Annotated in this window: 18 protein-coding genes; 4 read left to right on the forward strand and 14 right to left on the reverse strand. The window is 73.3% G+C overall.

Going from position 1 to position 17843, the window contains the following annotated elements:
* Positions 1–3: 3 nt before the first annotated feature.
* The 6 genes from FM112_RS14865 to FM112_RS14890 form a co-directional block, all read right to left on the reverse strand.
* Positions 4–858, reverse strand: a complete 855-nt coding sequence (locus FM112_RS14865) for an SseB family protein (protein WP_087008993.1) — start codon at positions 856–858, stop codon at positions 4–6.
* Between the two features lie 3 nt (positions 859–861).
* Positions 862–1611 (reverse strand): bifunctional 1-(5-phosphoribosyl)-5-((5-phosphoribosylamino)methylideneamino)imidazole-4-carboxamide isomerase/phosphoribosylanthranilate isomerase PriA, encoded by a 750-nt coding sequence (gene priA, locus FM112_RS14870; protein ID WP_087008995.1) that lies wholly within the window; start codon positions 1609–1611, stop codon positions 862–864.
* A gap of 110 nt (positions 1612–1721) precedes the next feature.
* On the reverse strand, positions 1722–2465 hold the full coding sequence (locus FM112_RS14875; RefSeq protein WP_087008997.1) for an imidazole glycerol phosphate synthase subunit HisH: 744 nt from the start codon (positions 2463–2465) through the stop codon (positions 1722–1724).
* The gene (gene hisB / locus FM112_RS14880; RefSeq protein WP_087008999.1) at positions 2462–3067 is read right to left on the reverse strand and encodes an imidazoleglycerol-phosphate dehydratase HisB; all 606 of its coding nucleotides are present in this window, start codon (positions 3065–3067) and stop codon (positions 2462–2464) included. Before hisB ends, FM112_RS14875 begins: the two co-directional genes overlap by 4 nt.
* Before the next feature lie 12 nt (positions 3068–3079).
* On the reverse strand, positions 3080–4177 hold the full coding sequence (locus FM112_RS14885; RefSeq protein WP_087009001.1) for a histidinol-phosphate transaminase: 1098 nt from the start codon (positions 4175–4177) through the stop codon (positions 3080–3082).
* Positions 4178–4225: 48 nt separating this feature from the next.
* Positions 4226–4588, reverse strand: a complete 363-nt coding sequence (locus FM112_RS14890) for a LysM peptidoglycan-binding domain-containing protein (RefSeq protein ID WP_254910524.1) — start codon at positions 4586–4588, stop codon at positions 4226–4228.
* 266 nt (positions 4589–4854) lie between these two features.
* On the opposite strand from FM112_RS14890, the gene lexA reads away from it, so the two are divergent.
* Positions 4855–5493 carry a transcriptional repressor LexA gene (lexA, locus tag FM112_RS14895; protein ID WP_087009005.1) on the forward strand — a complete coding sequence of 213 codons (639 nt, stop codon included), beginning with the start codon at positions 4855–4857 and terminating at the stop codon, positions 5491–5493.
* A gap of 82 nt (positions 5494–5575) precedes the next feature.
* On the opposite strand, the gene hflX is transcribed toward lexA, so the two are convergent.
* Positions 5576–7165 carry a GTPase HflX gene (gene hflX, locus FM112_RS14900; protein ID WP_087009007.1) on the reverse strand — a complete coding sequence of 530 codons (1590 nt, stop codon included), beginning with the start codon at positions 7163–7165 and terminating at the stop codon, positions 5576–5578.
* Positions 7166–7305: 140 nt separating this feature from the next.
* Here hflX and FM112_RS14905 point away from each other — a divergent pair, with 140 nt between their 5' ends.
* Complete coding sequence (locus tag FM112_RS14905) at positions 7306–7911, forward strand: class I SAM-dependent methyltransferase (RefSeq protein WP_087009010.1); 606 nt, start codon at positions 7306–7308, stop codon at positions 7909–7911.
* Positions 7912–7986: 75 nt separating this feature from the next.
* Positions 7987–8427 carry a VOC family protein gene (locus FM112_RS14910; RefSeq protein ID WP_087009013.1) on the forward strand — a complete coding sequence of 147 codons (441 nt, stop codon included), beginning with the start codon at positions 7987–7989 and terminating at the stop codon, positions 8425–8427.
* A 10-nt stretch (positions 8428–8437) separates the two neighbouring features.
* Here FM112_RS14910 and FM112_RS14915 read toward each other — a convergent pair whose 3' ends face one another.
* From FM112_RS14915 to miaB, 4 genes are all read right to left on the reverse strand, one after another.
* Positions 8438–9358, reverse strand: a complete 921-nt coding sequence (locus FM112_RS14915) for a hypothetical protein (RefSeq protein WP_087009015.1) — start codon at positions 9356–9358, stop codon at positions 8438–8440.
* Between the two features lie 191 nt (positions 9359–9549).
* Positions 9550–10449: a diaminopimelate epimerase gene (locus FM112_RS14920; protein WP_087009017.1), complete on the reverse strand. Its 900-nt coding sequence runs from the start codon at positions 10447–10449 to the stop codon at positions 9550–9552.
* Between the two features lie 37 nt (positions 10450–10486).
* Positions 10487–11407, reverse strand: a complete 921-nt coding sequence (gene miaA / locus FM112_RS14925; protein ID WP_087009133.1) for a tRNA (adenosine(37)-N6)-dimethylallyltransferase MiaA — start codon at positions 11405–11407, stop codon at positions 10487–10489.
* Positions 11404–12951, reverse strand: coding sequence for a tRNA (N6-isopentenyl adenosine(37)-C2)-methylthiotransferase MiaB (gene miaB / locus FM112_RS14930; RefSeq protein ID WP_087009019.1), 1548 nt, complete (start codon positions 12949–12951; stop codon positions 11404–11406). The genes miaA and miaB overlap by 4 nt, the downstream gene beginning before the upstream one ends.
* Before the next feature lie 110 nt (positions 12952–13061).
* Between miaB and FM112_RS14935 the strand changes: the two genes are divergently transcribed.
* A complete protein-coding gene (locus tag FM112_RS14935; protein ID WP_087009021.1) occupies positions 13062–14771 on the forward strand; it encodes an ABC-F family ATP-binding cassette domain-containing protein in 1710 nt (569 codons plus the stop codon).
* Here the strand turns inward: FM112_RS14935 and FM112_RS14940 are convergent.
* From FM112_RS14940 to FM112_RS17620, 3 genes are read right to left on the reverse strand one after another with little or no spacing between them, the layout of a single operon-like run.
* The gene (locus FM112_RS14940) at positions 14750–15901 is read right to left on the reverse strand and encodes a hypothetical protein (RefSeq protein ID WP_140400719.1); all 1152 of its coding nucleotides are present in this window, start codon (positions 15899–15901) and stop codon (positions 14750–14752) included. The genes FM112_RS14935 and FM112_RS14940 overlap by 22 nt on opposite strands.
* Positions 15902–15959: 58 nt before the next feature.
* Complete coding sequence (locus tag FM112_RS14945) at positions 15960–16652, reverse strand: response regulator transcription factor (protein WP_254910525.1); 693 nt, start codon at positions 16650–16652, stop codon at positions 15960–15962.
* Positions 16649–17839 (reverse strand): sensor histidine kinase, encoded by a 1191-nt coding sequence (locus FM112_RS17620; protein WP_254910526.1) that lies wholly within the window; start codon positions 17837–17839, stop codon positions 16649–16651. The genes FM112_RS14945 and FM112_RS17620 overlap by 4 nt, the downstream gene beginning before the upstream one ends.
* Positions 17840–17843: the final 4 nt, after the last annotated feature.

Genomic DNA, 17843 nt, shown 5'->3' on the forward strand with positions numbered 1-17843 from the left:
AGATTAGCGACGTCGGCGACGCCCGAACAATCCTGCGCGAGGCGTGCGGGCATCCTTCGAAGGTAGGGGGTCGCGGCGCACCCGATCCACTCGCAGGACCAGCGAGTCGACCCGTCGCACGAGCTCCTCGGAGCCGGCGAGCAGCCGCTGCACCGTCTCGAGCACCTCCCGCTGCGCGTCCTGCTCGAGCTCCTCGTCGAGCTGCACCGCGAAGACGAGCTCCGGGCCGGCGAAGACGCAGCCCGGGTCGCCCGGCAGCAGGTCGATGCCGAGGATGCGGTCGTCGGCCGCGAGCACGGAGCGCGCGATGCGCATGACCTCGGCGTCCTGCCAGGGCAGCTCGTACTCCGCCGCCTGCGAGATCGCCCAGACCGCGGGGCGGCGCACGACGAACTCGGTCTCCTCGCTGCCGGGATCGAGGATGAGCAGCTCGTTCCCCTCGTCCACGGCGGCGAGAGCGGCGCGGCGCGAGTCCACCGGCACCGGACGCGCCGCGGCGTCCCAGCGCCGCATGGCGTCGACCGAGGAGAACACCGGCACGACGCCGCGGCCGTCGGGCGCCTTGACCGTGACGATGGACAGGTCCGCGGACTTGTCGACCTTCACGCCCTGCTCGTTCTCGCCCTCCTCGCCGAGCTCGGCGACGAGCGGCACCAGCAGCCTGGTCTCGCGCAGGGCGTCCACCACGGCGCTCGGGGAGGCCTCCCCCGCCCGAAACGCGCGCAGCGCGCCGCCCAGCGCGACCGGCGTCGAGCCGTCGTCGTCCTGCCAGGGGTTCTCGCCGAACGTCCGTCCCTCCCACGGCTGCCCGGCCGAGTCGGTCAGACCGGCGCGGAGGTGCGGTGGGAGCTCGGGCATCGGCTAGCGTCCCGCGACGTCGAGCGCTTCGCGCAGCGTGAAGGCCCCGGAGTAGAGCGCCTTGCCCACGATCGCGCCCTCGACTCCGAGCGGCACGAGCTCGCGGAGGGCCGCGATGTCGTCGAGGCAGGAGACCCCGCCGGAGGCGACGACCGGACGGTCCGTGCGCTCGGCCACCTGCTCGAGGAGCGCCAGGTTCGGGCCCTTGAGCGTGCCGTCCTTCTTGACGTCGGTCACGACGTAGCGGGCGCAGTCGGCGGACTCGAGCCGGTCGAGCACCTCCCAGAGGTTGCCGCCGTCGCGGGTCCAGCCGCGGGCCGCGAGCGTGGTCCCGCGCACATCGAGTCCCACCGCGATGAGCTCGCCGTAGGTGCTGATGACGCTCGCCGCCCACTCGGGGTTCTCGAGCGCGGCCGTGCCGAGGTTGATGCGCTTGACGCCCATCTCGACCGCGGCCTCGAGCGACTCGTCGTCGCGGATCCCGCCGGAGAGCTCCACCTGCACCCGCTCGCCGAGCGATTCGATCACCCGGCGGATGACCGCGCGGTTGTCGCCGCGGCCGAAGGCGGCGTCGAGGTCGACGAGGTGAATCCATTCGGCGCCCTGGTCGGCCCAGTCGGCCGCCGCGTCCACCGGGTCGCCGTAGGACGTCGCCGAATCGGCCTCGCCCTGCACGAGGCGCACGGCCTTGCCGTCCGCCACGTCCACTGCCGGGAACAGCGTAAGCGCCGGCGAATCGTTGAATTCACTCACTGGTCATCCTTGGGTTCGAGATCGAGGGCGGGAACCGCCCTCCTGCTGAAGGGGGCGGGCGCGTTGGACGCCCGCCGACCGCATCAGCGTAGTGGGGAGCCCGGGCGGAATCAAAGCGCGGCGAGCCAGTTCCGCAGCAGCGCGATCCCGGCCGCCCCCGATTTCTCGGGGTGGAACTGCGTGGCGGTCAGCGCGCCGTTCTCCACGGCCGCGAGGAAGGGCTCGCCGTAGGTGCTGTGCGTGCGCACGATCGACACCGCGTGGGGGATGATCTCGTCGAGCTCGAGCCTCGTGGCGGCGTAGGAGTGCACGAAGTAGAAGCGCTCGTCCTCGATGCCCCGGAAGAGCGCGGTGCCCTCCCCCGGCGTCACGGTGTTCCAGCCCATGTGCGGCAGCCTCTCGGCGCGCACCCGCCGCACGACGCCCGGCCACTGCCCGAGCCCCGCGGTGCCGGGCCGCTCCTGCTCCGGATAGTCGTCCCACCAGAACGAGTCGGCGTTCTCGGCGTGCACCCGGCCGCGGGCGTCGCCGGCCTCGACGAGCGGCGCCTCGGCCACCTCGTCGGCGCCCTCCAGCCCCCGCTCGAACATGACCTGCATGCCGACGCAGATGCCCATCACGGCCTTGCCCCCGGCGAGCCGCTGATCGATGATGCGCGGCCCGTCGGCGCGGTCGAGGCCCGCCATGACCGAGGCGAAGCTGCCGACGCCGGGCACGAGCAGGCCGTCGGCGGCGAGCGCCGCGGCGGGGTCGCTCGTGAGCGAGACCGATGCTCCCGCGTGCTCGAGCGCCTTGGCCGCGGAGTGGACGTTGCCGAATCCGTAGTCGAAGACGACGACCGAGGGGCGGGTCACAGGGCGCCCTTCGTGGACGGCACGCCCACGACCTCCGGGTCGCGGCGCTTCGCCGCCCGGAACGCCCGCGCGAAGGCCTTGAACTCGGCCTCGGCGATGTGGTGCGGGTCGCGGCCCTCGAGCACGCGCAGGTGCACCGTCAGCCCGGCGTGGAAGGTGATGGCCTCGAACACGTGACGGACCATGGAGCCCGTGAAGTGCCCCCCGATGCGGTGCAGCGAGAAGCCCTCGGGCTCGCCGGAGTGCACGAGGTAGGGCCGGCCCGAGACGTCCACCACGCACTGCGCGAGCGCCTCGTCCAGCGGCACGAGGGCGTCGCCGTAGCGGCCGATGCCGCGCTTGTCCCCCAGCGCCTCGCGGATCGCCTCGCCGAGGACGATGCCGGTGTCCTCGATCGTGTGGTGCTCGTCGATGTGCACGTCGCCGACCGAGCGCACCGTCAGATCGCTGAGGGAGTGCTTGGCGAAGGCGGTGAGCATGTGGTCGAAGAACGGGACCCCCGTATCGATGTCGGATGCGCCGGTGCCGTCGAGATCGATCGTGATCTCGACCTTCGACTCGCTGGTCCCGCGAGTCGCCGTCGCGGTGCGCGCCTCGGTCATGTTGCAGCCTCCTTAGGCCTTGAGCTCCGGTCGCTCGCGAGTGATCTCGGCGAGCGCTTCGAGGAAGAGCGTGGTCTCGGATTCCGTGCCGGCGGTGACCCGCAGGCAGCCGGGGATCCCGTTGTCGCGGATGAGGATGCTCCGGCGGTAGAACTCCTGGAACATCGCGGCCGGGTCGGCGACCCCGCCGAACATCACGAAGTTGGCCGCGGAACGGTAGACCCGGTACCCGAGCGCCGCGATCTCCGTCACGAGCCGGTCGCGCTGCGCCCGGATGAGATCGACCTGCGAGAGCATGACGTCGCTGAACTCGAGCGCGCCGCAGGCGGCGGCCTGCGTGATCGCGGAGAGGTGGTACGGCAGCCGGACGAGGCGCACCGCGTCGGCGATCACCGGGTCGGCCGCGAAGTAGCCGAGCCGCGCGCCCGCGTAGGCGAAGGCCTTGGACATCGTCCGCGAGACCACGAGCCGCGGGCGCCCGGGCAGCAGCTCGAGCGCGGAGGGCATCCCGTCGGGGCGGAACTCGCCGTAGGCCTCGTCGACGACGACGAGGCCGTCGGCCGCCTCGTAGGCCGCCCGGATGGTCTCGAGCGAGAGGGGCGTGCCCGTCGGGTTGTTGGGGCTGCACAGGAGCAGCACGTCGGGCCGGTGCGCGAGCACGGCCCGGCGGGCGCTCTCCGGCGAGAGCTCGAAGTCCTCGTCGCGCTCCGCGGCGATCCACTCGCTGCCCACCCCCTGAGCAAGCAGGGAGTACATGGAGTAGGTCGGCCCGAAGCCCATGACCGTCCGGCCCGGCCCCGCGAAGACCTGCAGCAGCTGCTGCAGGACCTCGTTGGAGCCGTTCGCGGCCCAGACCTGCTCGGAGACGATGCCCCCGCCGAGGTACGCCGCGAGGCGCTCCCGCAGCTCCGAGAACTCGCGATCGGGGTACCGGTTGAGCCCCGGGAGGGACCGCGCGATCTTCTGGATGACGTTGGTGGCGACCGCCTCGGGGACCGGATACGGGTTCTCGTTCACGTTGATCGAGACGCGCACCTCTTCTTGGGGCGCGCCGTAGGGGCGCTTGCCGCGCAGATCGTCGCGGAGGGGAAGATCGTCGAGAGAAGTCACCTGGACATCCTAGACGGCGCGCCCCTCCCGCGGATCCGGCCGACGCCCCTAGAGGTTCGGCAGCGCGAGCTGCTGGCCGGCCTGGAGCGTGGCCGAGGGCAGGGCGTTGAGCCGCATGATCTCCGCGACCACGTCGCGGACGTCGCCGTCCACGCCCATCCCGGCGGCGATGTCCCAGAGGGTCTCGCCGGGGAGCACAGTGTGCGATTCGAACTCCTCGACGGCGCCCGCGAGCGGCCGGTCGTCGCCCGCGAGGGCGCTGGGCGCCTGGGCGGCGATCAGCCCGATGCCGAGCCCGAGCGGGGCCAGCAGGAGGGCCGCGAGTACGCGTCGACCGCGGACGGTCAGCGCGAGCGCCTTCCGAGGCTCGGCCTGACGGAGGGAGCCGCCGGTCATCGAGATTGCAGTCATGATTTCGCCTTTCGAATGCGGTATCCGAATGTTCTTTCCGAACGCACGTTTCGAATCTAGCTTCGAATATTTCGAATCACAAGGATTTTCTTCGATTCGAGCGCGCGACACGCTCGAATGCATGTTTGAACCCTTCGTTCGAGTCGACTAGAGTCGGAAACGACGTAGGACGAGAAGAACACGAGCCCCCGACATCGGGGTCTTCCGCCCCGATCGACACCCGGCCGGGACGACCGGCCGCCCACAGGAAGCCCGAGGTGCCAGCAATGAAGAAGCCCATCAAGCCGCTCACCGCGAAGCAGGAGCAGGTGCTGGGCTTCATCGCCGAGCACATGCAGCGCAACCGGTACGCCCCCACGATCCGCGAGATCGGCGACGCCGTCGGCCTCGCGAGCTCCTCGTCGGTGTCGCACCAACTCGCCCAGCTCGAGAAGTACGGCTACATCCGCCGCAACTCGAATCAGGCGCGCACGATCGAACTTCTATACCAGCCGCCCGCGCCGGAGGAGGTCGAGCAGCACCTCCCCGCGGAGGCGGCCTACATCCCGCTGGTGGGCCGCATCGCGGCGGGCGCCCCGATCACCGCCGACCAGCAGGTCGAGCAGGTGGTCCCGCTGCCACGCCAGCTCGTCGGCCTCGGCGAGCTCTTCATGCTCGAGGTCTCGGGCGACTCGATGGTGGACGCCGCCATCTGCGACGGCGACTGGGTCGTCGTGCGGCAGCAGCAGACGGCGCAGAACGGGGAGATCGTCGCGGCGATGCTCGACGGCGAGGCCACCGTCAAGGTCTTCCGCCAGCGGGACGGGCACACCTGGCTGCTCCCCCGCAACACCGCGTACGAGCCCATCCTCGGCGACGAGGCGGAGATCCTCGGCCGCGTCGTGGCCGTGCTCCGCGCCGTCTGAGCCGTTCGCGCCCGACGAGGCGAGCGGGCCGGAGTCGAAGGATCGACTCCGGCCCGCTCCGCCGTTTCCCGGCCTCGGCCGGTCAGCCCGCCTGGTCGCGGCGCGGGAGATCGAGCTCCCGCTCCCGCTCGGGCTCCCCATCCTGCTTCGGCTTGCGGCGCACCGCGGGTCGGGTGCGCTCCGGCGCGCCCTCTCCCACGCAGTACGGCCCGACCACGCCGAGCTGGTCGGGATGCACCCGCGCGCGGATATGCGTGCCGTCCGCCTCGTGCGCCTCGCTGCGGATCGCGCCCTCGCCGTGGAGCAGCGAGACGATGTCGCCGCGATCGTAGGGCACCACCAGGTCGACCTCGATCTCGGGAACCGGGATCATCCCGGCGATGCGCTCGAGCAGCTCCTCGACGCCCCTGCCGCTCCGGGCCGAGACGAACACCGCGTCCGGCTCGAGGCCGCGGAGCGCGAGCTCCGTGTCGTCGTCGATGAGGTCGGCCTTGTTGAAGACCACCAGCTCGGGGATGTCGCGGGAGTCGATCTCGCCGATGACCTCCCGCACCGTCTGCAGCTGGCCCGCCGGATCGGGGTGGGACGCATCGACCACGTGCACGAGCACGTCCGAGTCGGCGACCTCCTCGAGCGTGGATCGGAAGGCCTCGACCAGCTGGTGGGGCAGGTTCCGCACGAACCCGACCGTGTCGGCGAGCGTGTAGGGACGGCCGTCCGCCGTCTCCGTGCGCCGCACCGTCGCGTCCAGCGTCGCGAAGAGCTGGTTCTCGACGAGCACGCCCGCCCGGGTGATGCGGTTGAGCAGCGAGGACTTGCCGGCGTTGGTGTAGCCGGCGATGGCCACGGCCGGCACGAGGTTCCGCTCACGGCGGGCCCGCTTCGTGTCGCGCGCGGTCTTCATCGCCGCGATCTCGCGCCGCAGCTTGGCCATGCGGGTGTGGATGCGGCGCCGATCGAGCTCGATCTTCGTCTCGCCGGGGCCGCGGGAGCCCATGCCGGCCCCGGCCGCGCCGACCTGGCCGCCGGCCTGCCGGGACATGGACGAGCCCCAGCCGCGCAGGCGCGGCAGCAGGTACTCGAGCTGTGCGAGCTCGACCTGGGCCTTGCCCTCGCGGCTCTTGGCGTGCTGGCTGAAGATGTCGAGGATGACGGCGGTGCGGTCGATGACCTTGACCTTCACGACGTCCTCGAGCGCGCGACGCTGCGAGGGCGCGAGCTCGGTGTCGGCCACGACTGTGTCGGCGCCGGTCTCGGCGACGATGTCGGCGAGCTCCCCCGCCTTGCCCCGCCCGAGATAGGTCGCGGGGTCGGGATTGGGCCTGCGCTGCAGCACGCCGTCGAGCACGACGGCCCCCGCCGTCTCGCACAGCGCCGCGAGCTCGTGCAGGGAGTTCTCGGCGTCCTGCTGCGATCCGGCCGGGTACACGCCGATGAGCACCACCTTCTCGAGCCGCACCTGGCGGTACTCGACCTCGGTGACGTCCTCGAGCTCCGTGGACAGGCCGTCCACGGTCTGGAGCGAGCGCCGCGCCTCGCGGTCGAGCTGGAGGCCGTCGATCTCCGAATCGGCGACGGTGGACTCGTGCTGCAGCGCCTCGGCGCGGGATTCGCCGAATACGCTGCTGCGGGCGCGCGGCGAGGCCTCGCGGTCGAGGACCCGCTCGACCATCGCGTCGTTACGATCGGTCGAGCCGGGTGCGGTGTCTGGAGTGTTCTCGGCGTCCGTGTCGGACGAAGTCGAAAAAGAAGGGGTGTGATGATTTTCGAGCATGTTCGAGCAATCCTACGCCCTGCGATACCGTTCTAGACATGTCCGAGCACTACTTCGTGGAGAATCCCCAGGCCGCGGCGCGTCGGCGCGAGATCGACGTCGAGCTCCGCGGCCGTCCGCTGACCGTCGCCACCGACAGCGGCGTCTTCTCCGCGGCGCACCTCGACCACGCGACCCGCATCCTGCTGGCGGAGGCCCCCGAGCCGCCCGCGGGCGGCGCCGCGCTCGACCTCGGCTGCGGCTGGGGTCCCATCGCCCTCGCGCTCGCCGCCGAGTCTCCCGGGCTCGACGTCTGGGCGGTCGACGTCAACGAGCGCGCGCTCGGCCTCACCGCGGAGAACGCGCAGCGGCACGGATTCGACCGCGTGCGCGCCGTGCAGCCGGATGCGGTGCCCGAGGACCTGCGCTTCGACGTGATCTGGTCCAACCCGCCGATCCGCATCGGGAAGGCCGCGCTCGACGAGCTGCTGCTCGGCTGGCTGCCGCGCCTCGCCCCCGAGGGCGAGGCCTGGCTGGTCGTCGGGAAGAATCTCGGCGCCGATTCGCTGCAGCGGCGCCTGGCGGAGTCCCTCGGCGACGGCTACTCGGTCTCGCGGGCCGCGACGAGCAAGGGCTTCCGGGTGCTCCGGATCGCGCGCGGCTGACCGCGGGCGGGCCTCGCCGCCCCGGGACCGCGCCGTTCACGGGGCTCCCGCATGATGCGCGCCTAGCGTGAGGCCATGAGCCTGCGATTCCAAGTCACGTTCGACTGCCACGGCCCCGAGGCGCTCGCCTCCTTCTGGGCGGAGGCGCTCGGCTACGTCGAGGCGCCGCCGCCCGCGGGCTTCGCCGATTGGGACGCGTTCCTCGCCTCGGCCGGCGTCCCCGAGGCGGACCGGGACTCGGCCTCGCTGCTCGTGGATCCGGACGGCGACGGCCCCTCGCTCTTCTTCCAGCGCGTTCCCGAGACGCACACCGGCAAGAACCCCCTCCATCTCGACATCCGCACCGCGACGGAGCTCGCCGGCGAGGAGCGCATGGCCGCGCTCGAGCGGCGCGCCGCCGAGCTCGTCGGACTCGGCGCGACCCGGGTGACCCGGGTCGAGCCCGCGACGAACGGCATGCATCGCGGGTTCATCGTGATGCGGGATCCGGAGCAGAACAAGTTCTGCCTCGACTGAGCGGCCGCGCCTACCAGTCCGGCGCGGGGAGGTAGCCCGAGGAGCACTCGACGCCGCCGCCCTCGAGCCCGATGCGCGTCGAGAATCCCTCTCCCCGCTCCATGTCGGGCGTGAGCCGCGGGATCTCCGCCGCCTCGCCCCGGGCGAGCGGGGGATGCGAGGAGGAGGCGCCGCCCGGCTTCGCCTCCTCGATCTCGGGGAACTCCTGCCCGCGGATCACCGTGGCCGCGCCGTCCTCGCCGATGGCGAAGTATCCGAGCGTCGACTCCGGCGGGAGCGCCGTCTCGCCCCCGCCGCGCCGGTCGACGCAGCGCAGCAGCCCCTCCGCGACGAAGGCCGGCCCGTCCTGCGGCCGGCCCGGGTATCCGGAGCCGCAGGCGACCGGTGCGCCGAGGAGGGCGTCCACCTCCACGATGCCGGGGCCCGCCGACGGGTCGAGCCGGTCGAAGGCGGCGCCCGCGCCCGCGATCACGAGCTCGTAGCCGTCGGCGGTGGGGCGGACCGAGGATTCGCCCGTCTCCGGGGCCTCCTCCAGACCGCTCGTGGCTGCCACGGACCACCGGCCCTCGGCGTCGATGCGCACGTCCGCGCCGAGGAGGAGGTTCGCGCCGCCCTCGGGGCCGTACCGGGTGATGTCGAGCACCGCGAGGAACTCCTGCTCCGGCTGCCGGCCCGCGAGATGCGCGGTCAGGACGAGATCCTCGCCGCGCCTGGAGAGCTCGGCGTACTGCGCCGCCGGCGCGTAGGCCAGCGGCGAGGGGAACTCGCCCTCGACCGGTTCCGCGCAGCCGAGCGGCAGCGCGTCCGCCACGGGCGGGAACGACGCCGTGGCGGGGATCGTCGCCGGCGCGGCGGGCGCGCAGCCCGCCGTCGCGAGCACCGCGATCAGCGCGAGGCCGAACGCCGCACGACGGTGGGCAGATGATCGCATGCATCCTCCTCGACGGGACCGGACGTGTCCCGCAAGCGTAGGACCGGCCGCCGCGCCGGGCGACCGACCGAGGGCTGATCGCCGCCCGGCTCCGGGACCATCCCGGATCCTCCGTGCGCCGCCCTGCCAGTCGCCCCGCCCCCGGTCGCGGACACGGCACGCGGGGGAACGGATCCTCATCCGTCCGGGGCTCAGCGCTCCGGCTCGGCGCGCGCGAGATCGATCTCGGCCGCGAAGACGGTCCGCACCGGGCCGGCCTGGCCGAGGTGCTCGCCCTCCTCCGTGGGGAACATCCGGACCTGGAGGACCCCGCCCTCCGCGGCCACGCTCCAGTGATGCGGCGCGCCCGATCCCGCCCAGTGCCGGACGGCGAGCGCCGCCGCCGCGGCCGCGGTGCCGCTCGAGCGGGTCTCGCCGAGGTCGCGCCGGTGGACGCGGTACCGCAGCCTGCCCACCCCGTTCTTGACCAGGGGCTCCTGCGGCACGACGAACGCGGTGCTGAGCCCCGACGGGTGGGCGGGCTCGATCCTCGGCGCGACCCCCAGGTCCAGCGCCTCGAGCTCCTCCTCGCTCGAGAGCGCGACCACGACGTACGGCACGCCGACCTCGACGCCGAGGCCGGGGCGCGCGACGGCGAGGCCCTTCGCGTGCACGAGGGGCTCTCCGCCCGCGAGCCGCCAGCGGCCGAGATCGGTCTGGAAGCCGCCGGTGGAGTTGGGTTGGACGTCCTTGACGCCCACCCGGGTGGCGATCGAGAGCGTCTCCCCTGCGGGGAGCTCGGCGAGGCCCGCGTCGATCAGGACCCGCGCCATCGCCCGCAGCCCGTTCGCGCTGAAGGCCTCGGTGGCCCCGGTGCGGGTCGCGTAGTCCATGAACCACTCCGCCTCGGGCGCCTCGCGGAGCACCCCTCGCCCCTCGGCGAGCCGCTCGCTGCGCACGATGCGGATGAGCCCGTCGGCACCGACCCCGAGCCGCCGGTCGCAGAGCTCCGCGATCGACTCGCTCGAGAGCGCCAGGGCGTCGTCCGCGTCCACCACCACGAGGAAGTCGTTGCCCGCCGCCTGCACCTTCGTGAACGAGATTCGCGCCATGCCAGCCATGCTAGCCGGACGCGCAGGGGCCTCCTCCTCAGGCGAGACCCGCGTGCTCGAGCACGCGCTCGGCCGCCCAGGGCTCGTCGGCGCGAAGGCGCAGGGCGGAGTCGTAGCGGCGGAACCACGAGACCTGCCGGCGCGCGTACTTGCGCGTGAGCAGCTGCGCCTCCGCGATCGCCTCGGTCTCGCCCACGGCGCCGGCGAGCTGCGCCGCGGCCTGGGCGTAGCCGATCGCCTTGCCCGCGGTGGAGTCCGGGGCGAGCCCCCGCTCGAGCAGTCCGGCCGTCTCCTCGACCAGCCCGTCCCGCCACATCTGCACCACCCGGTCGTCCAGTCGCGGCACGAGCTCCTCGCGCGGCACCTCGGCCAGCACCATCGCGGTCTCGCGCCACCAGCGGTCCTGCTCCGGCAGCTGCGCGGAGAACTGCTCGCCGGTGACCCTGATCACCTCGAGCGCGCGGACGATGCGCCTCCCGTTCCTCGGGTCGATCCGTTCGGCGGCCGCGGGGTCGTACTCCCGCAGCCGCTGGAAGAGCATGCCCGGCCCCCACTGCTCGAGCTCGCGCTCGAGGTCGGCGCGGACCCGCTCGTCCCGGCCCGGGAAGCGGAGGTCGAAGACCGCCGAGGCGATGTACAGCCCCGAGCCGCCCACGAGGATGGGCACCGCGCCCCGCGAGCGCACCTCGTCGATCGTCTCGCGCGCGAGCGGCTGGTACCAGGCCGCCGTGGCGGTCTCGGCGACGTCGAGCGCGTCGAAGAGGTGGTGCGGGATGCCCCGCCGCTGCGCGACCGGGAGCTTGGCGGTGCCGATGTCCATGCCGCGATAGAGCTGCATGGCGTCCGCGTTGACGATCTCCGCGGCGCGGCCCCTGCGGGCCAGCGCCTCCGCGACGGCGAGCGAGAGCCCCGTCTTGCCGGTGCCCGTCGCCCCGCCGATGACGACGAGATCGGTCACGCGGAGCCCGGAGCGCCGATGCGGAGCGTCGGCAGCCCGAGGCTCACCGCGCCGCCGGCGCCCGACCCGTCGGCGGTCGGCGAGCCGCAGCTCTCCGCCCGCGCCGCGTCCCACGCGTCTCCCGCGCGCGTCCGCCGGATGCGCAGCGGCGCGCCCGAAGGATCGTCGGCCACGAGATAGCTGGGCGCGCCGCGCGTGATCTCGAGGGACACGACGTCGCCGGGGCGCGGCTGCGCGGAACCCTCGGGCACTGCGAAGTGCACGAGCCGGTTGTCCTCGGCCCGGCCGGTGAGCCGGTGCGTCGCGCCGTCCTTCTTGCCGGAGTCGGCGGCGACCATCACTTCCTGGGTCGTGCCCACGAGCGCCCGGTTCTCCTCGAGGGAGATGCGCTTCTGCAGCTCGATGAGCCGGTCGAAGCGCTCCTGCACGACCTCCTTCGGCACCTGGTCGGGCATGGTCGCCGCCGGGGTGCCCTCGCGGATGGAGTACTGGAAGGTGAACGCGCTCGAGAACCGGGAGGCCTCGACGACGCGCATCGTCTCCTCGAAGTCCTCGTCCGTCTCGCCCGGGAACCCGACGATGAGGTCCGTCGTGATCGCCGCGTGCGGCATGCGCTCGCGCACGCGGTCGAGGATGCCGAGGAACTTCTTGGATCGGTAGGAGCGGCGCATCGCGCGGAGGACCCGGTCCGATCCGGACTGCAGCGGCATGTGCAGCTGCGGCATGACGTTGGGCGTCTCGGCCATCGCGTCGATCACGTCGTCGGTGAAGGCCGCCGGGTGCGGGCTCGTGAACCGCACCCGCTCGAGCCCCTCGATCTCGCCGCACGCGCGGAGCAGCTTCGAGAACGCCTGCCGATCGCCGAACTCGACTCCGTAGGAGTTGACGTTCTGCCCGAGCAGCGTGACCTCGATGGCGCCCTGGTCGACGAGGGCCCGCACCTCGGCGAGCACGTCGCCGGGGCGGCGGTCCTTCTCCTTGCCGCGCAGCGAGGGGACGATGCAGAACGTGCAGGTGTTGTTGCAGCCCACCGAGATCGACACCCAGCCCGAGTAGGTGGACTCGCGCTTGGTGGGCAGCGTCGACGGGAAGGTCTCGAGGGCTTCGAGCAGCTCGACCTCCGCCTGGTGGTTGTGCCGGGCGCGCTCGAGCAGCACCGGCAGCGATCCCATGTTGTGCGTGCCGAAGACCACGTCCACCTGCGGCGCCTTCTCGACGATCTTCTGCTGCTCCATCTGCGCGAGGCAGCCGCCCACCGCGATCTGCATGCCCTCGTGCTCGCGCTTGCGGCTCGCGAGCTGGCCGAGGTTGCCGTAGAGCTTGTTCGCCGCGTTCTCGCGCACCGCGCACGTGTTGATGACGATGACGTCGGCGTCCTCGGTCTCGGACTCGACGTAGCCCGCCGACAGCAGCGAGCCGGTGATGCGCTCGGAGTCGTGGACGTTCATCTGGCAGCCGAGCGTGCGCACGAAGAAGCTCCGCGGCTCGCCGTCCGGGCCGAATGCTGCGGGCGAGGGCGTGATGGTGGTGGCGGTTTCGGTCATGATGGGGCAATTCTACGGCGGTATTGGCAGGGCCGGTATTTGCGGTTAGGCTGTCGGGCATGTTCCAGCGCTGAGTGTTCTCCTCCCACCGCGATCTGCAAGGAACATTCATGGCGCCCCCACTCGCCTTCCGCACCGCTTCGGCCATCGTCCTCGACGGCGTCTCCGTCCTCCACGGCACCCGGCGGCTCCTCCGCGACGTCGGCCTCACGGCCGGCCCCGGCGAGCGCGTCGGCCTGATCGGGGCGAACGGCTCCGGCAAGTCGACGCTGCTCGAGCTCATCGCCGGCCGGCTCGACGCCCAATCGGCCTCCGGCGCCGTCGGGCGCCCCGCCGCGACGGCCCTGCTCCCCCAGGAACTCGAGCCCGAGCCGGCGCTGCTGCGGCTCGGCGAGGCGATCGACCGCGCGGTCGCGCCCGTCCGCGCCATCGGCGACCGGCTCGAGGCCGCGGCCCTCGCGCTCTCGAGCGAGGACGCGCCCGAGGCGGCAGCGGCCGCGGAGCGCTACGAGGCGGCGCTCGTCGACGCCGAGCGCGCCGGCCTCTGGTCGTTGGACGCCCGCATCGCGTCCGTCCTCGAGGGGCTCGGGCTCGGCTCGCTCGACCGGGACCGTCCGCTCTCGGCGATGTCGGGCGGGCAGCGCCGCAGGCTGGCCGTGGCCGCGCTGCTGCTCGAGCGGCCCGACGCGCTGCTGCTCGACGAGCCCACCAACCACCTCGACGACGAGGCCGTGGCCTTCCTCGAGCGGGAGCTCCTCTCCTGGCCCGGGCCGGTGCTCTTCACGAGCCACGACCGGGCGTTCCTCGATGCGGTCGCGACCGGCGTGGTGGACATCGATCCCTCGTTCGGGCCCGGCGGGCCGCGGGACGGCGTCATGCAGGGGCGGCGCTACACGGGCGGGTTCAGCGACTACCTGCTCGCCCGGGACCGCGATCTCGCGCGCTGGCGCGAGGCCTACGCCGAGGAGCAGGACGAGCGGGCCCGCCTCGCGCACGTCATCGGCGTGAGCGCCCGGCAGGTGTTCCACACCGAGCAGCCCCGCGGCGAGGGCCGCATCGCCAAGAAGTTCGAGGCCGATCGGGCCGCGAAGACCGTCGGGGGCCGGGTGCGCCAGGCCCGGAACCGGCTCGCGGAGCTCGACCGATCCCCAGTGGCCGAGCCACCCCGGCCGCTGCGCTTCCGCGGCTTCGCCGACCGCGAGGAGGCCGTCGACGCCGCGGCGCCCGCCGGCGGGGACGAGCCGTTCGTCGCACTCGACGCGGTCGCGGTCCGCGATCGACTGGATCCGGTGTCCCTCGAGATCGGCCCCCGCTCGCGGCTGCTCGTCGAGGGGCCGAACGGCGCGGGCAAGTCGACGCTGCTGGCGGTGCTCGCGGGCGAGGTCGACCCCGACGAGGGGGCCGTCACCCGGACCTGCACGGTCGGCAGGCTCTCGCAGTACGACGCCTGGCCCGATCCCGCGCTCGCCGCCGAGGCCGCGTACCGCGCGGCCCTGCGGCACCCGGACTCCGCGCCGGGGCTCGCTGAGCTGGGACTGCTCGAGGACGCCGCCGCGGGCGTTCCGATCGCCGAGCTGTCCTACGGGCAGCGGCGCCGCGTCGCCCTGGCGCCGCTCGTCGTCGAGCCGCCCGAGCTGCTGCTGCTCGACGAGCCGACGAACCATCTCGCCCTCGCGCTGGCCGAGGAGCTCGAACGGGCGATTCCCGACTACCCCGGCGCTGTGGTGATCGCGAGCCACGACCGCTGGCTGCGCCGGCGCTGGCGGGGCGAGGTGCTCCGCCTGGCCCCCGCCCGCGATCACGCCTCCGCGGAGGAGTAGGTCGGCTCCGGGGAGGCGGAGCGATGCTGCGCGTATCCCCACGCGGCCAGGCCGAGCAGCGGGCCCCACAACCAGAACGGCAGCACGAGGACCAGCGCGAGCTGGGCGACCGGGAGCGTCCCGGACGAGGCAAGGGCAACCAGGAGGGACTCCGCCCCTCCGGCGGTGAACAGCGCCGCCACGACGACCGCGGGCACGACCGCCAGCGGCACCGGCACGGGCCGGCCGCCGATCCGCGGCAACAGGCGCGGGAAGGTCGTCCCCCAGGGCAGGATCAGGCCGAGCGTCAGCACGCCGCCGAGGAGCAGCGCCGCACCCAGCATGAGCCCGGTCGCCAGGACCGTCGCCCCGCCCCGCTCGATCTCCTCCCCGCCGAAGAGCGGCCACGGCGTCAGCCAGCTGGCGCGGGCGATCGCGTAGGGCAGGGAGCAGCAGGCGGCCAGCACGGTGATCGCGATGCGATGGCGGCGCACGAACGCGCCGAACCGTCCGGGCTCGCGGAGCACCGCGAGCGCGCCGCAGAGGAGCCACACCCCCGCGAACAGCACGAAGAGCAGCGTCGCGAGCATCGGCAGCAGCCGCTCCGGGAGCGCGGTCGCGACCTGCTCGTAGAAGAGGCCTGCCGGGATCGGCCCCAGGATCGCGAGCAGCACCAGCGCGAGGAGCAGCGCCGCGAGGAGCGCGCCGAGCACGCGCCGACGGGCGATGAGGATCGCGGACAGCGCGAGCACGGCGACGGGCAGCGCGAGCGCGAGCAGGTAGCCGGAGACGGCGATGCCGTTGAAGCCGACGAAGCCGATCCCGATGATCGCGCCGGAGGCGATCCCCGTCGTGCCGAGGAGCGCGGCCGAGGGCGTCCGGCCGGCGATCGAGGCGAGGCCGACGGCGGTGGTCGCCGCGCCGACGAGCGCCTGCAGGGCGGCGATGATCGCGGGGCCCGATTCCGGCGAGCCCAGCAGCGCCTGCAGCGGGAGCGGGGCGCCGACGTAGGGGCCGTGCTCGGGCGCGAGGAGCCAGAGGAGGGCCGTCGCGAGCACGACGACGCCCAGCGCGGTCGCGCTCCGGAGGAGGCCTGGGAAGCGTTCTGGGACGGATGGACGACGGGGTTCGTTCTGCGATGGAGTATGCATGACTCGACGATCGCCCGTGCCGGGGCGCCGGGTCTTCGCCCGTCCGGGCGGAGGGCGCTCACCCGTCCGGGTGGTCTTCGTCCGCCTCGCCCGGTCGGATGATGCCGTGCTCGTAGGCCCAGATGACCACCTGGATGCGGTCCGGCAGGCCGAGGCCCGCGAGCACCGCGCGGACGTGGGTCTTCACGGTGTTGCCGGTGAGGAAGAGCCGGGCACCGATCTCGGCGTTGGACGCGCCCCGCGCGAGGAGCAAGAAGACCTCGCGCTCGCGCGGCGTCAGCACGGCGAGCGGATCGCCGTCCGGCAGCACCTGGCGTCGGACGTGCCGCAGCAGCGACGCGGCCGCCCTGGGCGCGACCGCGGCGTCGCCCTCGGCGACCCGGCAGACGGCGTCGGCGAGATCCGCGGGGCGCGTGTCCTTGGTGAGGAATCCGCTCGCCCCGGCGCGAACGGCCGCGAACACGTACTCGTCGAGGTCGAACGTCGTGAGCACGAGCACGCGGGTGGCGGGACTGCGCCGCAGCACCGCGGAGGTGGCGGCGATGCCGTCCATTCCGGGCATCCGGATGTCCATGAGCACCACGTCCACGCGGTGCGAGCGCACGTGCTCCACGGCGGCATCGCCGTTCGCGACCCCGCCAGATACGCGGATGCGCGGGTCCGCGCCGAGGACGGTGGCGAGGGCGTCGCGCAGCAGGTCCTGATCGTCGACGAGCAGCACCGATACCGGTCGGGGTCCGGCGCTGCTCACGACGGCTCCGCTGCGGGGAGCACGACGCGGAGCCGCCAGCCGCGTCCGCGGCGGATCGAGAGCGCTCCCCCGGCCCGCTCGATGCCCTCGGCCATGCCGATGAGCCCGGTCCCCGCTTGCTCGCCCCCGGTTGCCGGCCTCGCGCCGCTGCCGCCGTCGTCGTGGACGGTCACGGCCACTTCGGCGGCCTCCCATGCGATGTCGACGTCGATTCGCAGGGGCGGGGCGACGTGCCGCACGGCGTTGGTCAGCGCCTCCTGCACGGCCCGGTAGGCCGCGATGCCCGCATCGGGCTCCACCGTGCCCGGATCGCCCCGGACGGTCAGCCGGATCGAGTGGTCGGCGCTGCGCGCCCGCTCGACGAGCGCCAGAATCCCGTCGATGCCGGGCGTCGGCGCCAACGGCCTCCGCCCTGGATCGTCGAGCACGCGGAGCATGCCGCGCAGCCCCTGCATGGCCGAGCGCCCGGTCTCCGCGACCTTCTCGAGCGCGTCGTCGGCGCCGGAGCCGCGGGCGAGCACGCGCGCCGCCTCCGCCTGCGCGATCATCACGGCGAGCGAGTGGGACACGATGTCGTGCAGATCGCGGCCGATCCGCTCGCGCTCCTCCGCCACGGCACGGCGGGCGCGCTCCTCGACCCGCTCGGCCTCGGCCAGGCGCCGCTGCTTCGAGAGCGAGCCGAGCGCCCACGCGGCGAGGATGCCCGCGGCCAGCGCTCCCGCCTCGACGATGAGCAGCAGCGGCTCGCGCGCGCCGCCCTGCACGGCGTCGACGGCGGTGATGAGGGCCGCTCCGGCGAACCCGACGGCGAGCGCTGCGGTCGAGCGCGTTCTGGAGTCGTCCGCCGCCATCCGCCAGACGAGCGGCAGGTAGGCGAGGCTCGAGGGCATCATCGCCGCGCTCGACAGCTCCGGGATCGGGGTGAGCGCCAGGACGAGCATGAGGGCGGAGCCGACGACGAACGCGGTGAGCGGAGCCCATCTGTTCAGGAACGCCGTAGCGTGCAGCAGCGCGCAGAGCGTGACGATCCACGCGAACGCCGCCCGGTCGAGCGGCTGCGCCGTCCCCTCCACGAGGGTGACCAGCGTGAGCGGCATCGCGAGCACGAGGACGACCGCGGCGGCGACGAGCGCGCCGTTGCCGCCGATCCGGGCCTCGCCGCCCGCGATCCCGCCGATCGTGACCATGCCC

Source organism: Gulosibacter sp. 10 (genome assembly GCF_900163695.1).
GTDB lineage: Bacteria > Actinomycetota > Actinomycetes > Actinomycetales > Microbacteriaceae > Gulosibacter.

Excerpts from the sequence above, each read along its gene's own strand:
- FM112_RS14865 (WP_087008993.1), bottom strand. The coding sequence starts at position 858 with ATGCCCGAGCTCCCACCGCACCTCCGCGCCGGTCTGACCGACTCGGCC.
- hisB (WP_087008999.1), bottom strand. The coding sequence starts at position 3,067 with ATGACCGAGGCGCGCACCGCGACGGCGACTCGCGGGACCAGCGAGTCG.
- FM112_RS14890 (WP_254910524.1), bottom strand. The coding sequence starts at position 4,588 with ATGACTGCAATCTCGATGACCGGCGGCTCCCTCCGTCAGGCCGAGCCT.
- lexA (WP_087009005.1), top strand. The coding sequence starts at position 4,855 with ATGAAGAAGCCCATCAAGCCGCTCACCGCGAAGCAGGAGCAGGTGCTG.
- hflX (WP_087009007.1), bottom strand. The coding sequence starts at position 7,165 with ATGGTCGAGCGGGTCCTCGACCGCGAGGCCTCGCCGCGCGCCCGCAGC.
- FM112_RS14905 (WP_087009010.1), top strand. The coding sequence starts at position 7,306 with ATGTCCGAGCACTACTTCGTGGAGAATCCCCAGGCCGCGGCGCGTCGG.
- FM112_RS14910 (WP_087009013.1), top strand. The coding sequence starts at position 7,987 with ATGAGCCTGCGATTCCAAGTCACGTTCGACTGCCACGGCCCCGAGGCG.
- FM112_RS14915 (WP_087009015.1), bottom strand. The coding sequence starts at position 9,358 with ATGCGATCATCTGCCCACCGTCGTGCGGCGTTCGGCCTCGCGCTGATC.
- FM112_RS14920 (WP_087009017.1), bottom strand. The coding sequence starts at position 10,449 with ATGGCGCGAATCTCGTTCACGAAGGTGCAGGCGGCGGGCAACGACTTC.
- miaB (WP_087009019.1), bottom strand. The coding sequence starts at position 12,951 with ATGACCGAAACCGCCACCACCATCACGCCCTCGCCCGCAGCATTCGGC.
- FM112_RS14935 (WP_087009021.1), top strand. The coding sequence starts at position 13,062 with ATGGCGCCCCCACTCGCCTTCCGCACCGCTTCGGCCATCGTCCTCGAC.
- FM112_RS14940 (WP_140400719.1), bottom strand. The coding sequence starts at position 15,901 with ATGCATACTCCATCGCAGAACGAACCCCGTCGTCCATCCGTCCCAGAA.
- FM112_RS17620 (WP_254910526.1), bottom strand. The coding sequence starts at position 17,839 with ATGGTCACGATCGGCGGGATCGCGGGCGGCGAGGCCCGGATCGGCGGC.